General features: G+C 66.3%; 13 protein-coding genes. 5 read left to right on the top strand and 8 right to left on the bottom strand.

Annotated elements, in window-relative coordinates; translation table 11 throughout:
• Positions 1-220: 220 nt before the first annotated feature.
• Positions 221-1093, bottom strand: coding sequence for a DMT family transporter (locus KXV01_RS01905; RefSeq protein ID WP_049417251.1), 873 nt, complete (start codon positions 1091-1093; stop codon positions 221-223).
• A 115-nt stretch (positions 1094-1208) separates the two neighbouring features.
• Here KXV01_RS01905 and KXV01_RS01900 point away from each other — a divergent pair, with 115 nt between their 5' ends.
• Both KXV01_RS01900 and KXV01_RS01895 read left to right on the top strand, forming a co-directional pair.
• Entirely contained in the window at positions 1209-2153 is a 945-nt protein-coding gene (locus tag KXV01_RS01900) for a LysR substrate-binding domain-containing protein (protein WP_099486702.1), read from the top strand.
• Positions 2154-2221: 68 nt separating this feature from the next.
• Positions 2222-2515: a hypothetical protein gene (locus KXV01_RS01895; protein WP_005415831.1), complete on the top strand. Its 294-nt coding sequence runs from the start codon at positions 2222-2224 to the stop codon at positions 2513-2515.
• A 31-nt stretch (positions 2516-2546) separates the two neighbouring features.
• Here KXV01_RS01895 and KXV01_RS01890 read toward each other — a convergent pair whose 3' ends face one another.
• Both KXV01_RS01890 and KXV01_RS01885 read right to left on the bottom strand, forming a co-directional pair.
• The gene (locus KXV01_RS01890) at positions 2547-3326 is read right to left on the bottom strand and encodes a DUF4349 domain-containing protein (RefSeq protein WP_049417291.1); all 780 of its coding nucleotides are present in this window, start codon (positions 3324-3326) and stop codon (positions 2547-2549) included.
• Between the two features lie 32 nt (positions 3327-3358).
• Positions 3359-3715, bottom strand: coding sequence for a GFA family protein (locus KXV01_RS01885; RefSeq protein WP_049417256.1), 357 nt, complete (start codon positions 3713-3715; stop codon positions 3359-3361).
• Between the two features lie 112 nt (positions 3716-3827).
• Here KXV01_RS01885 and KXV01_RS01880 point away from each other — a divergent pair, with 112 nt between their 5' ends.
• Positions 3828-5636, top strand: a complete 1809-nt coding sequence (locus tag KXV01_RS01880) for a DUF885 domain-containing protein (protein WP_099486704.1) — start codon at positions 3828-3830, stop codon at positions 5634-5636.
• 86 nt (positions 5637-5722) lie between these two features.
• Here KXV01_RS01880 and KXV01_RS01875 read toward each other — a convergent pair whose 3' ends face one another.
• The 4 genes from KXV01_RS01875 to KXV01_RS01860 form a co-directional block, all read right to left on the bottom strand.
• Positions 5723-6157, bottom strand: a complete 435-nt coding sequence (locus KXV01_RS01875) for a hypothetical protein (protein WP_049441420.1) — start codon at positions 6155-6157, stop codon at positions 5723-5725.
• A 152-nt stretch (positions 6158-6309) separates the two neighbouring features.
• Positions 6310-7569 (bottom strand): bifunctional glucose-1-phosphatase/inositol phosphatase, encoded by a 1260-nt coding sequence (gene agp / locus KXV01_RS01870; protein WP_263467482.1) that lies wholly within the window; start codon positions 7567-7569, stop codon positions 6310-6312.
• Between the two features lie 120 nt (positions 7570-7689).
• A complete protein-coding gene (gene smrA, locus KXV01_RS01865) occupies positions 7690-9522 on the bottom strand; it encodes a multidrug efflux ABC transporter SmrA (protein ID WP_111096461.1) in 1833 nt (610 codons plus the stop codon).
• A 155-nt stretch (positions 9523-9677) separates the two neighbouring features.
• Positions 9678-11240 (bottom strand): serine hydrolase, encoded by a 1563-nt coding sequence (locus tag KXV01_RS01860; protein WP_111096460.1) that lies wholly within the window; start codon positions 11238-11240, stop codon positions 9678-9680.
• A 110-nt stretch (positions 11241-11350) separates the two neighbouring features.
• Between KXV01_RS01860 and KXV01_RS01855 the strand changes: the two genes are divergently transcribed.
• On the top strand, positions 11351-11794 hold the full coding sequence (locus KXV01_RS01855) for a VOC family protein (protein ID WP_263467481.1): 444 nt from the start codon (positions 11351-11353) through the stop codon (positions 11792-11794).
• The gene (locus KXV01_RS01850) at positions 11791-12663 is read left to right on the top strand and encodes a DUF72 domain-containing protein (protein WP_049417275.1); all 873 of its coding nucleotides are present in this window, start codon (positions 11791-11793) and stop codon (positions 12661-12663) included. The genes KXV01_RS01855 and KXV01_RS01850 overlap by 4 nt, the downstream gene beginning before the upstream one ends.
• Here the strand turns inward: KXV01_RS01850 and KXV01_RS01845 are convergent.
• The gene (locus tag KXV01_RS01845; protein WP_049441404.1) at positions 12584-13198 is read right to left on the bottom strand and encodes a Pr6Pr family membrane protein; all 615 of its coding nucleotides are present in this window, start codon (positions 13196-13198) and stop codon (positions 12584-12586) included. The genes KXV01_RS01850 and KXV01_RS01845 overlap by 80 nt on opposite strands.
• Positions 13199-13268: the final 70 nt, after the last annotated feature.

The following is a 13268-nucleotide window of genomic DNA, read 5'->3' as shown; positions in this document are numbered from 1 at the left end:
AATGTCTTGTAGAGCCGACTGTTAGTCGGCTGACCTCTGCACACCGTCCCCTGATTCACCGAGAAGCGCAGGGGACCGACGTGCGAAGCACGGCGGCTCGCGGCTCGGCGGCGTGTTTCTTTGGTTACTTTCTTTGCACGAGCAAAGAAAGTGACACCTCTCCGCAGGCGCGGAAAAGACCTGCCGGGCAGCGCCCGGCACTACCAGCGCTTCGGCACCCTCAGCCCTTCTGGCTTACCGCCACGCTACCCAGAATCAACACACCCGCAATCAACATCTGCACAGTCACCGCCTCACCCAGGAACAACCACGCGAAGGCCGCGCCGAACAGCGGAATCAGGTAGGTCACCGTCGACGCCCGCGACGGGCCGATACGACCGATCAGGCGATAGAACATCAGGAACGCCAGGCCGGTACAGGCCACGCCCAATGCGATCGCTGCGCCCCAGGCCTTCAGTGGAATCGCCGCCTGCGGCCAGTGGGTCACCGCCATCGGCAGCATCCACAGCGAGGCACACGACAGCGTTGCAGCAGCGGCCGCGGCCGACGGCAGGCCGGTCATGTGCCGCTTTACCAGGTTCACGCCCAGGCCGTACAGCAGCGAGGCCGCCGCACCGGCCAGCACTGCAGTGCCGATGCTCAGGCCCGACACCTTGGCGGTGGCCAGCACCACCACGCCGGCGAAGCCGACCAGCAGCGCCCCGGCGCGGCGCATGCCGATCTTCTCGCCGAAGAACAGGAACGCGATCAGCGCGGCGAACAGCACCGTCATCGCATTGCAGATCGCACCGATCGCGGCCGGCGCCTGCTCGGCGGCATAGGCAAACAGCACGAACGGCAGCGCCGAATTGATCAGGCCGATCGGCGCCAGCCACAGCCACCGGCGCGGCGGGAACTGCGCGCGGGCGTGCCACAGGAACGGCAGCAGCACCAGCGCGCCCAGCACCAGCCGCACCTCGACCAGCGCGAATGGGCCGAACGACGGCACCGCCACCCGCATGAACAGGAACGAGCAGCCCCAGATGGCGCCCAGCAGGGTCAATTCCAGCGGCGTGCGCCAGTCGCGCTCGGCCGCCTGTGGGATCGCATTCATGCCCTGCCTCCGTCCATCGTCTGTTCCTCGCCAAGGCAGACAGGATCAGACGCAGACGCCCGCCGCACAAGCGCGTAGTATCGCTGCCAGCCACAAATATGGTTTGAGGCTCGACATGCAGCTACGCCCTTCCCTGCTCCCCGCACTGGCGGTGTTCGCGGTCGCCGCACGGCACCAGAATTTCGCCCAGGCCGCGCAGGAGCTGCACCTGACCGCCAGCGCGGTCAGTCACCACGTGCGCCGCCTGGAAGAAGTGCTGGAAACCCGGCTGTTCCTGCGCCACGCCCGCGGCGTGCGCCTGACCGCCGAGGGCCGGCAACTGGCCGACGCCGCCAGCGCCGCCTTCACCGATGTCGCGGCGGTCGCCCATCACCTGCAACCGGATGCCGACAGCGTGCCGTTGCGGATCACCACGCTGCGCTCGCTCTCATACTGCTGGCTGCTGCCGCGACTGCCACGCTTCACCCAGGCCTATCCACACATCCGCATCGAGCTGCACACCGGCAGCGGCCTGGATCGCTACGACGACAACGGACCGGAAGTCGGCATCCGCTACGGGCTGGGCCAATGGCCGGGCCTGCGTGCACAGCACCTGATGGATGACTACCTGTTCCCGGTGGCCTCACCGGCGCTGGCCGGGGTCGAAGCACTGGTTGATCCGGCGCGCATCGCCGACCTGCCGCTGCTGACCGACCTGTCGCCGCAGGGCTGGCGTGACTGGTTCCGCCACGCCGGCGTGCGCCCGCCGTCGCCGCTGCCGCCGATGCACACCTTCGCCGACAGCACCGACGCGATGCGTGCAGCGGTGTATGGCATGGGCGCGGTGCTGGCGCGCACCCACATCGCCCAGCCCTACCTGCAGCGCTACGAGGTGGTGCGCCTGCCCGGCCCGGCATTGAAGGCACGCTATGCCTACCACGTGGTGCACGCAGAAGGGCAACCGCCGAGCCCGGCCGCGCGCCTGTTCATCGACTGGTTGCTGGAACAGGCGCAGGACGAACGCACGCCGATCCCGGCATTGCCGGAAAGCCTGCTCGGCCGCCCGGCCACGCTTGCCTGACTTCGCCCTCACCCGTTCTTTGCCCGATGCTGGCTAGGCTGCTTGCACCTCCACAACGTACCTACGCCATGGCCATGCTGCGACTGCGCATCACCGGAACCGAAGACGACGCCCGTGCCATCAGCGACCTGCTGCTCGGCCTGGACGGCATCGAACATGTCGAGGAAACCGACGACCTGATGCCGCACATGGACGACGACGATTCCAGTTCGGCCGGGCTGTCCGATGACATCGGCCCGGGCATCCACGAGCTGGAAGTGGAAGTCGGCAATGAAAGCACTGCGCAGAAGGTACGCGACGCCGTGCAGGAGCTGGCGCTGGAGCTGGATGTGTTCGTCGAGTACGAGACCGACGAGGGCTGACGCCGGCTCCCTGCCGGCATCAGCCGTCACCTCAGCGGGTGGGCGGCAGCGTGCGACGGCGGCGACGCCACCACGCCCGCACACCCCAGGCCACGACCAGAGCCAGCACGCCCACCGGCAGCAGGGCCGCCACCGCGCGGATCAGGAACGCGATGCTGCTGCCGAGGATGCCGCCCGATTCGCTCAGCGCCTCGCCAATCTCGCTCCGGCTGCGCTGGCCAGAGGTGGTCTCGAAGTGCAGCGTCACCAGCTGGGTATCGATGCGACGACGCTGCTGCGCGGCGTCCTTGTTGGCCTGCTCAACGCCGGCCTCGATCTCCGACAGGCGCGTGGTGATCGCCATCAGGTCTTCGATCTTCAGGTCCTTGCGGTCCTGGTAGGACAGCAGGCGGGCGTGCTCCTTCTCCAGCCGCGCCTTGGTCAGCGCCGTGTCTGCCACGGCCTGTGCCAGATCCTCGGCGCGGGTGGTGCGCGACTGCAGCGTTCCGCCCTCACCGGCCATCGCGATCAGCGGCTCGGCGCCCTTCGGCGCGATGCGCACCTTGACCTCACCGCTGGGTTGCTCGCCACTGCGCTGGTCGACCTGCAATACCGCGCAGTCGCCGAACTTCGCGCTCTGGCAGGCTTGGGCGATCTGCTGGATGCGCGGCGCGATCTTTGCCGCCTCCAGCTGCACCTGCACGTCATGTTCATAGGCGAGGAACGCACCTTCTGGCGACGCGACGGCCGCTTCGGCGGCCGGGGCGCCCGCATCGGCGGCCATGTCGCCCTGCTTGGCGCAGCCCGCCAATGCCAGCAGCACCACCGGCATCGCCAGGCTGCGCGTCCAGGCGCGCGCGCCGGTCACAGTGCGGCTCCGTTGTAAGACGTGACCGAAAGACCGGCCAGATCGACCTGCGGCACGCAGCGCACGTTCACCGCCACCATCGGTGTGCCGGTACGCGGGTCGACCGCTTCGCTGTAGGGGGCGACGCCACATTCGCGGCAGTGGTGATGGTCGATATGCGCCTTGTTGAAGTGGTAGGTGGCCACGTCAGCCGGATCGGTGGTCAGCTGGAACGCCGCACGCGGGGCGAACCACAGCAGGCTGCCGCGACGGCGGCACATCGAACAGTTGCAGTCGATGACGTCGCTGATCGGCGCCTCGGCCTGTACGGTGAATGCGATCCTGCCGCAATGGCAGCTTCCCTGGTATTCCATGTCCTGCGCTCCTTTGGAGGGTCCTTGAATCCGCCCATGGTAATCCTATGGCACGGGGACAAAGCAGCAACGGAGCCCTATGCTCAGGGTTTGACCCCGTACAGGAATGCCGATGCGCCCGCATCTTCTTGCCCTCGCCCTGGTCGCTGCGCTGGCCGGTTGCCAGCCTGCCGACGCCCCGACCAACGCTTCCACCCCGGCCGCCAGCCAGCAGGCCGGTGATGCGGCGGTCGATGCCGCCTTCGCCGATCTGTCCAAGCGCGCCCTGGACACCTGGATGCAGCTGTCGCCGGTCAGCGCCACCCAGATCGGTGACCACCGCTACGACAGCGAACTGGACGACCTGAGCGCCGCCGGCCAGCAGAAGACCGTGGCCGCCTACAAGGCGCTGCTGGGCGAACTGGACAAGATCGAGGTGGCCAAGCTGGGCCGCGAGAACCAGGTGGACGCGGCGATCCTGCGCAACCAGCTGCAGTCGGAAATCTGGAACGCCGAAGTGCTTCAGTCCGGCAAGTGGGACCCGCAGCTGTACAACGGCATCGCCGGCAGCGCGATCTATGGCCTGATGGCCCGCGAGTTCGCGCCGCTGCCGGAACGCCTGAAGTCGGCGACCGCGCGCATGGAAAAGCTGCCGGCGATCTTCGCCCAGGCACGCGAGAACCTGGATCCGGCGCGCGTTCCGAAGATCCATGCCGAGACGGTGGCCAAGCAGAACAAGGGCATCCTCAGCATCGTCGATACCTTCATCACCCCGCACATCGGCGAACTGCCGCAGGCCGACCAGCAGCGCCTGCAGGCGGCCATCGACGGCCTGAAGAAGGCGGTGGACGAGCAGCAGACCTGGCTGGACAAGACCCTGGTGCCGAACGCCAAGGGCGACTTCCGCATCGGTGCGGAAAAGTACGACCAGAAGCTGAAGTTCGCGCTCAGCTCCTCGCTGTCGCGCCAGGAGATCGGTGACCGTGCGCGCGCCGAACTCAAGCGTGTGCGCGAGGACATGTACGGCATCGCGCAGACCGTGCTGAAGGACAAGCCGGGTGCGCCGGAGATGCCGGCCCAGCCGACCGACGAGCAGCAGCAGAAGGCCATTGAAGCTGCGCTGGAGCTGGCCTACGCCGACAAGCCGGCACGCGACAAGGTGGTCGACGATGCCAAGGCCGCACTGGAGCAGTCCACCGCGTTCGTGCGCGAGCACGATCTGATGACCCTGCCCGACGCGCCGGTGGACATCATCCTGATGCCGGAATTCCAGCGTGGCGTGGCCGTGGCCTACTGCGATTCGCCGGGTCCGCTGGACAAGAACCTGAAGACCTTCTACGCCGTGTCGCCGATTCCGGACGACTGGAACGACAAGCAGGTCGACTCGTTCCTGCGTGAATACAACTCGCGCATGATCCACCTGCTGAGCATCCACGAAGGCACCCCGGGCCATTACCTGGAAGGCTGGCACTCGGCCAAGTTCCCCTCCACCCTGCGTGCGGTGCTGCGTTCAGGCCTGTTCGCCGAAGGCTGGGCGGTCTACACCGAGCGCATGATGCAGGAGCAGGGTTACCTCAACAACGACCCGCTGTTCCACCTGGTGCAGCTGAAGTTCTACCTGCGCACGATCTCCAACGCGATCCTCGACCAGGGCGTGCACGTGGACAACTGGGATCGCGAGAAGGCGATGCACCTGATGACCCACGACGCGTTCCAGCAGGAAAGCGAAGCGGCCGGCAAGTGGGTGCGCGCGCAGCTGACCTCGGCGCAGCTGCCGACCTACTTCGTCGGTGCGCAGGAACACTTCGACACCCGCAAGGCGGTGCAGGAGAAGCTGGGCGACAAGTTCAACCTGAAGGCGTACCACGACCAGGTACTGTCCTACGGCGCACCGCCGGTGCGTTTCGCACGCCAGCTGATGCTGGACCAGCCGATCGAGTGATCGGGACGGTGTAAGTTGGAAACGGAACGGCCCGGGCAAACCCGGGCCGTTTCTGCAGGCCGCCCCGAAATGACGAAACGGAGAACTCAGACGACCACTGCTGAGTAGACTCGAGCGGCGAGATCATGCGCGACGCCCATATTGACCAGTGCAAAATCAGACTCGTCTTCCCCACCGGTCTTTTTGACAATCTCCTGCAACTGGTACCTGCGCTCATACGAGGCCAGCACATCGCCAACGTCACCCTTCGAACGGGCAGCACAGACGATCACCTTGCATCCTGCCTGTGCAAGTTGGTCGATCAGACCATCCACGGTTCCGGAAACATCACCGCGGTTGAAAATTCCGATCTTGCATCCGTTGATCTGAACCATTGCACTGAAGTCGAGCTTGTGGCCAATAGCCTCAAACGAAATCAATCGCGTGGCAGAGTGCGCAGCCAGCAGTCGGTAAAACATGAGAAGCGTCGAGCTCTTTCCCGAGTTGCTGGCGCCACGAAGCGCGATCAGCTGTTTTTTCATTTTCCAAGTCCATTTTCAGGGTTGAAGTAATGCTGCCGGAACCTGGCAGCGAGCACACACATCATGCCGCCGAGTTGCACCGGATTCAGCGGCATTGAATGGCGGCAATCCAAGTGTCGGCACCCGTCTTGGTTCACGGGACTCTGCGGTCTTCAGACACCATCGACAGCCCTTTTGCCATCTCCGCTGAAAGCCCTCACTTTAGCTCCAAGTAGTTGCCTAAACTGCGCTTCAGTGCACCCAGTCTTCGCACACCCTTGCGGCACCAGCGTCGCCCGTACCGGCGGCTGCATTTCACTCAGTGGCACCGCGTCACGCAACTGCTCCTTGGTGGGATAGACATATACCAGCCGGTAGTGCGCCCTCCCGCTGTGCCCACGCCAGCGTTCGAACTGCAGCAGGCCACCGATCGGTGTCTTCTCGTACTGCCCCGGCAGGCTGTAGTCGCTGATTCCCAACGCCGCCAGCACGGAACCGATGTTGGAATCGTGACCGACCAGCAGGGTCACCTTCGGCGACGCCGGGTCGTCGAACAACGCATTCACTCTTGTCAGTAGCGGAGCGGCCACATCACGCGCCACCTCGGGCGTTCCGAACAGGATGTCCTGGTAGCGGTTGCGGATCTGCGCCAGCGCCTGCCATTGCGCCTCGGTGGTCAACCGGCCCCAGCCTTCGCGGGGGATGCCACTGCCCTGGTAGTGCTCCATCAACAAGGCATCGACCAGCCCGCTGGCCAGCGCCAGTGATCCGGACGCGCGTGGTTCCTTGCCCGGTTCCGTACTGAAGGTGGTATCGGCCAGCGCCAGATGGCAGTTGCCGTGCCCCTTGCATGCCGCCGACTGCGGATAGCGGGTGATCTCCTCCACCACGGACAAAGCCGGTGCCAGGTCCACCGCGGCCAGCGCTCGCTGCATTGACTCCAGCGCGCGCGTGCGGAATGCCGCGTCGTCGCGGCGGATCACCGGATCGAACAACGGATCCATCGAGCCCAGCGGCATGCGCTGTTCGACCGAAACATGGCAGCCCGGGAAAGCACCGGCAACGAAGAACTGCGCGGTAGCCTGGGTACGCTGCAGGCTGTTGGCATGGGCGTGGAAGTCAGCCTGCTGCGGGCAACCCGACGCCGGCAACAATTGCGCCTGGCGCAGCCACTGGCCGATGTAGCGCCCCATGTAGGCCTCCAGCACGCCGCCCTTGGTGGTCAGCTCGCCTGCGCCTACGTCCCAGCCTGGCCAGCGCTCCGGAGTGGCATTGGCCAGCGCGCCGGCGCCCACCACCGGCGCGCGCAGGTTGTGACGGCTGAGCAGGACGACCTGCTCGAGCTGGTCGTCCGCAACGGGTGCGGCCATCGCCGTCGCAGTGCTCATGCCCAGCACGAGCGCCAACAGCAGAGAGCGTAGGGGGCGGATCATGCAGGTCTCCAGAAGCACGTCGGGGTCAGAGCCCTTTCCTGCGGAAAGGAATCCGACCCCAAGGGATACTTGGCTGGGGGCGGACCCATCTCGCAGAGAGCGCTCTGCCCCCGAAAGCAATCATTGATCGGCAGCAACAAATCCCCCTGTCTGACGCGCCCACAAGCGCGCGTACAGACCACCGGCGGCGATCAGTTCGGCATGGCTGCCGGTCTCGACGATGCGGCCCTGGTCCATCACCACCAGCCGGTCCATGCGCGCGATGGTCGACAGCCGGTGCGCGATCGCGATCACCGTCTTGCCGCCCATCAGCTCATCCAGGCTGTCCTGGATCGCCGCTTCCACTTCCGAGTCCAGCGCCGAGGTCGCTTCGTCGAGCACCAGGATCGGCGCGTCCTTCAGCAGCACGCGGGCAATGGCGATGCGCTGGCGCTGGCCACCGGACAGCTTCACGCCGCGCTCGCCGACATGCGCGTCGTAGCCACGACGTCCCTGCCCGTCCACCAGCGTGTCGATGAAGGCCTCAGCACGCGCCTTGGCTACGGCAGCACGCAGCTGCTCCTCGGTCGCATCGGGGCGGCCGTACAGCAGGTTGTCGCGGATCGAGCGATGCAGCAGCGAGGTGTCCTGGGTGACCACGCCGATCTGCTGGCGCAGGCTTTCCTGGGTAACGTGGGCAATGTCCTGACCATCGATCAGGATGCGGCCGCTTTCCAGGTCGTACAGGCGCAGCAGCACGTTGACCAGGGTCGACTTGCCGGCGCCGGAGGGGCCGACCAGGCCGATCTTCTCACCCGGCTTCACCACCAGGTCGAGGCCTGCGATCACGCCACCCTTCTTGCCGTAGTGGAAGTGGATGTCCTGGAAATGCACGCCGCCACGGGTCACCTGCAACGGCACTGCATCCTCGCGGTCCTGCACGGTCAGCGGCTGGGCGATGGTGGTGATGCCATCCTGCACCGTGCCGATGTCCTCGAAGATGCCGTTGATGGTCCACATGATCCAGCCGGACATGTTGTGGATGCGGATCACCAGGCCGGTCGCCAGCGTTATCGCACCGACGGTGATGTGCCCGCCATTCCACAGCCACAGCGCCAGCCCACAGGTACCGGCGATCAGGAAACCGTTGACGATGGCGATGGTCAGGTCCATGCCGGTGGTCACCCGGGTCTGCGCGCGGTGCTTGACCGCCAGTTCCTGGATCGACTCGGCCACGTAGGCCTGCTCGCGCCCGCCATGGGCGAACAGCTTCAGCGTGGGAATGTTGGTGTAGCCGTCGACGATGCGGCCCATCGCCTTGGAGCGCGCTTCGGACGCAATCCAGGCCCGTTCCTTCGCGCGCGGCACGAAGTAGACCATGATCACCGCATAGGCCAGCAGCCACAGGACCAGTGGCACCATCAACCGCCAGTCCGCCTGCGCGAACAGGTACAGCGCCGTGCCGGTATAGACCACGATGTACCAGAGCGAATCGACCATCTGCACCGCTGACTCGCGCAGCGAGGTACCGGTCTGCATGACCCGGTTGGCGACGCTGCCGGCGAAGTCGTTCTGGAAGAAGCTCAGGCTCTGCCGCACCACGTAGTTGTGCATCAGCCAGCGCGAGCGGTTGCTCAGGCCGGGCACGATGGCCTGGTTGACCAGCAGGTTGTGCAGGCCCACCAGGATCGGCCGCGCGATGACCGTGATGAACAGCATCCAGCCCAGTTCATTGGCATGGCGCTTGAAGAAATCGGCACCGGGCTGCTCGGCGACCATGTCGACGATGCGGCCCAGGTAATCGAACATGGCCACTTCCACCAGCGCCAGCAGCAGGCCGGCGATCAGGGTCGCCAGCAGCACCGGCCAGACCGGGCGCAGGTAGTGCAGGTAGAACGGCAGCACCTTGCGCGGCGGCATGCGCCCGTCCACGGGCGGGAACACCGGGATCAGGGATTCAAACCAACGGAACATCGCATTCCCTCGCCTTCAATAGCGGGCGGAGTATCCCACGCCGGATGTGTACGCCGGCCGACGATGCCGCGGCGCCGGTAGTGCCGGCCGCTGGCCGGCAACCTCGCGACGTTTCCACGGATCATGAGGTTGCCGGCCAGCGGCCGGCACGACCCTCATTCTTTGACCGGGGTGAACAGCAGGTCCTGGAAATCGAAACTGAAATCGGTCAGGTCGGAAATCGGCTGCATGCGCACCTCGCGCACCTTGCCATCCGGGTCCAGGCTGAAGTTCACGAACGCATCGGCGTTGAGCGAACGGTCGTCCCAGCGCACGATGAAGGTGTCATGCTGCCAGTGCTCCAGGCGCCCGCTCAGCTGCGCGGTCTTCGCAAAGCGCAGGCGCAGGCCCTTGCCTTCGGCGCTGATCTGCATGTCGCCATACCAGCGGTCACGGAAGCTGCCGGTGTAGCCGGCCAGCGCCAGCGATGGCCGGCTGCCCTTGTCGCGTGCGCTCTGGTGCTTGGCCCAGGCCTCGTCGGCCTTGTCCTGGCCCTTGGCCACGGCCTTGGCATAGGCGTCCACCCAATCGTGCTTTTCTCCGCCCAGGTAAGCGTCAAGCACGCTCAGGGTGATCGCATTGAACGCGGCGCCCACTTCCTGGTTGGTCAGCACCACCACGCCCAGCTTCTCGCCCGGCACCAGGGTCAACCGCGAGACCATGCCCGGCCAGCCACCGGTATGCCAGACCAGCTTCTGACCACGGTAGTCGCTCAGGCTCCAGCCTTCGCCATAGCCGGCGAAGTTGGCCCGCGCCGGTGCCAGCTCCGGCACGCTCGGTGCCGGGATCGACTGCGGGGTGATCATCCGCCACATCTGCTGCTGGCTCTTCTCGCTGAACAACGGCGTGCCGTCGGCCAGCTTGCCTTCGGCCAGCTGCACCTGCATCCAGCGCGCCATGTCGTGCGCGCTGGAATAGATGCCGCCGGCGCCGGCATTGTTCGACCAGGTCAGTGGTGCGACGGTGCGCAGGTCCTTGAAATCGTACTTGGCGTGGCCGACCGCCGCCTTGTCACCTGGCTTCAGGTGGTCGGCGTTGTAGCGCGTGCCAGCCATCCCCACCTTGTCGAAGATGCGCGTCTGCAGGAACTGCTGGTAGCTCATGCCGGACACGCGCTCGATCACCTGTTGGGCGACCGCGTACAGGATGTTGTCGTACGCATAGCTCTCGCGGAAGCCGCCCTTCAGCGGCACCCTGCCCAGTCGCTCCACGACTTCGGCGTTGCTGTAGGAGGTGGCCGGCCAGAACAGCAGGTCACCGGCGCCCAGGCTCAGCCCGCTGCGATGCGACAGCAGGTCGCGGATCGTCATCTGCCCGGTCACAAACGGATCGGACATGCGGAACGACGGCAGGTGGTCGATCACCCTGTCATCCATCTTCAGCTTGCCGTCCTCGGCCAGCAGGTTCAGCGAGGTGGCGGTGAACGCCTTGGTATTGGAAGCGATGGCAAACAGGGTGTCGGCCTGCACCGGCTCCGGCTTGCCCTGCTCGCGCACGCCCCAGCCACGTTCCAGCACCACCTGGCCATCCTTGACCACGGCCACGGCGATGCCGGGCACGTCGAACTGCGTGCGCACGCGCTCGACGGTCGCATCCAGGTCCTGCAGCTGCTGCGGGGTCGCCGCATTGGCCATGGTCGTGCACGCCAGCAGCACGGCTCCTCCGATCCAGGTTTTCATCCAGCACCATCTCCGAACAGGGGTAGCGGCCATGTGCAGGCCGTCACCGGGGTTTCGCAGGATGGTAACGGTCGCCGATGCACCCTGCCCCGTGCCATAGGAGGGGTGTCATGGGCGGGAACGGCCAACCAAGCAACGGCTCCACCATCATTCCGTGCCTGCGCTACCGCGACGCGCTGGCCGCCATCGACTGGCTGCAGCGGGCCTTCGGCTTCCATGCCCAGGCCGTGTATGCCGATGGCGATACGGTCTTCCATGCGCAGCTGACCTTCGGCAACGGCATGATCATGCTCGGTTCGACCAACAACCAGAGCGCGTGGAGCGAACACGCGGTTCTGCCCGGAGAAGTCGGCGGCCGCCAGACCCAGAGTGCCTGCGTGATCGTCACCGATGTCGATGCGCACCATGCGCGGGCCAAGGCGGCTGGAGCGCGCATCGTCATCGACATTGCCGACCAGGACTACGGTGGCCGCGGCTACGCCTGTGCCGATCCTGAAGGCTACCTGTGGTGGTTCGGCAGCTACGACCCCTGGCGCGAGGACCACAGCCAGTGACCGCTGCCGGCCGGATGGCGATCCGCTGCGGTATCGGCGGCTGGGTGTTTCCCGAGTGGCGCGGCGGCATGTTCTATCCGGTGGGACTGCCGCAGCGCGAGGAACTGGCCCATGCCAGCCGCGCCCTGCGCTGCATCGAGATCAACGGCACCTTCTACCGCACGCCGACTGCGGCCCAGTGCGCGCAGTGGGCCGCGCAGACGCCGGAAGGCTTCCGTTTCTCGATGAAGGCGCCACGCTACCTGGTGCAGCGCCGCGACCTGTCCAGCACCGTGGAAGCGGCCACGCCGTTCCTGCAGGCGGGACTTGCACTCGGTGACCGGCTCGGCCCGCTGCTGTGGCAGTTCGATCCGCACCATCCGGCCGACGCCGATGCATTGGAAGCGCTGATGGCGCAGCTGCCGAAGCAGCTCGAGGGCGTGCCGTTGCAGCACGCTCTGGAAGTGCGCAACGCCAAGGCACATGGACCGGCTCTGGTCGCCGCCGCGCGCCGCCACGGCGTGGCACTGGTGATCGAGGACAGCGACGAGGCGCCATTGCATGGCGATGTCAGTGCTGGCTTCGTCTACGCGCGGATCAAGCGCAGCCAGGCCCGCTTGAACGAGGGCCTGCCTGCGTCCGTCCAGCAGCGCTGGGCCGAACGCGCACGACGCTGGTCACGCGGCGGGCCGGTGGACGACCTGCCCTGCCTGGCCGGGCCCGCCCCGGAGACCCCGCGCGAGGTCTACCTGCTGTGCATCGGTGCCGGCAAGGCCCGCAATCCGGCGGCAGCGATGGCCCTGCAGCGCCTCATCGACGGCGCCAGCGGTCCAGCCCCCACAGCAGGGTCCAGCCCACCACGAACACGCCCGCAACGCGCAGCACGTTGAGCAGGAAGGCCGCCAGGCCCAGGCGTTGCAGTTCGAGGAATGGATACGGCGCCTGTCCGGTCATTGCAGCGACCAGCATCGCCCAGCCGAGGTAGACCAGTGGTACCAGCAGCACGCCGCCCAGCGCGTGCCAGCGCAGCGCCCCATGCGGCAGCAGCCACCACCACCCGAGCAGGTACAGCGCCGGCACAGCGTAGTGCAGGCCGGCATCGACCCACCATTGCAGCCCGGTGGGCTGCCACAGCCCCTGCAACGCCAGCACGTAGATGCACGCGGTCACCCCGATGCACAACCCGATCACCGCGGCGACAGTGGTGTTCAGCACACCCGCACGGATCAGCCTGACGCATCCCAGGCACACCGCCAGGTTGCTGAGAATCGTGAAGTAACCAACGAAGCGCAGCGTCGCCATGCCGACCCCGGCAGCCGCCCCGGGGCCGCGTAGCAACAACAGGTATTGCAGCAGCAGCGAGGTGGCGGCCACCAGTGCAGTCAGGGCTGCCCATGCACGCAGGGCGGAGCGGTTGGCAGCCATTGCAGGGTTCCCTTGGGGGGTTTCCGCGAGCATGCCACAGTCATCGCCGACAGCCGCGCGATTGCCTCAC

This window comes from Stenotrophomonas sp. Ps181, from assembly GCF_025697425.1.
GTDB lineage: Bacteria > Pseudomonadota > Gammaproteobacteria > Xanthomonadales > Xanthomonadaceae > Stenotrophomonas > Stenotrophomonas sepilia.
This window is presented reverse-complemented; position numbering and strand designations above follow the sequence as displayed.

Coding starts and splice junctions, on each gene's coding strand:
- KXV01_RS01905 (WP_049417251.1), bottom strand. CDS start 1,093: ATGAATGCGATCCCACAGGCGGCCGAGCGCGACTGGCGCACGCCGCTG.
- KXV01_RS01900 (WP_099486702.1), top strand. CDS start 1,209: ATGCAGCTACGCCCTTCCCTGCTCCCCGCACTGGCGGTGTTCGCGGTC.
- KXV01_RS01895 (WP_005415831.1), top strand. CDS start 2,222: ATGGCCATGCTGCGACTGCGCATCACCGGAACCGAAGACGACGCCCGT.
- KXV01_RS01890 (WP_049417291.1), bottom strand. CDS start 3,326: ATGCCGGTGGTGCTGCTGGCATTGGCGGGCTGCGCCAAGCAGGGCGAC.
- KXV01_RS01885 (WP_049417256.1), bottom strand. CDS start 3,715: ATGGAATACCAGGGAAGCTGCCATTGCGGCAGGATCGCATTCACCGTA.
- KXV01_RS01880 (WP_099486704.1), top strand. CDS start 3,828: ATGCGCCCGCATCTTCTTGCCCTCGCCCTGGTCGCTGCGCTGGCCGGT.
- KXV01_RS01875 (WP_049441420.1), bottom strand. CDS start 6,157: ATGAAAAAACAGCTGATCGCGCTTCGTGGCGCCAGCAACTCGGGAAAG.
- agp (WP_263467482.1), bottom strand. CDS start 7,569: ATGATCCGCCCCCTACGCTCTCTGCTGTTGGCGCTCGTGCTGGGCATG.
- smrA (WP_111096461.1), bottom strand. CDS start 9,522: ATGTTCCGTTGGTTTGAATCCCTGATCCCGGTGTTCCCGCCCGTGGAC.
- KXV01_RS01860 (WP_111096460.1), bottom strand. CDS start 11,240: ATGAAAACCTGGATCGGAGGAGCCGTGCTGCTGGCGTGCACGACCATG.
- KXV01_RS01855 (WP_263467481.1), top strand. CDS start 11,351: ATGGGCGGGAACGGCCAACCAAGCAACGGCTCCACCATCATTCCGTGC.
- KXV01_RS01845 (WP_049441404.1), bottom strand. CDS start 13,198: ATGGCTGCCAACCGCTCCGCCCTGCGTGCATGGGCAGCCCTGACTGCA.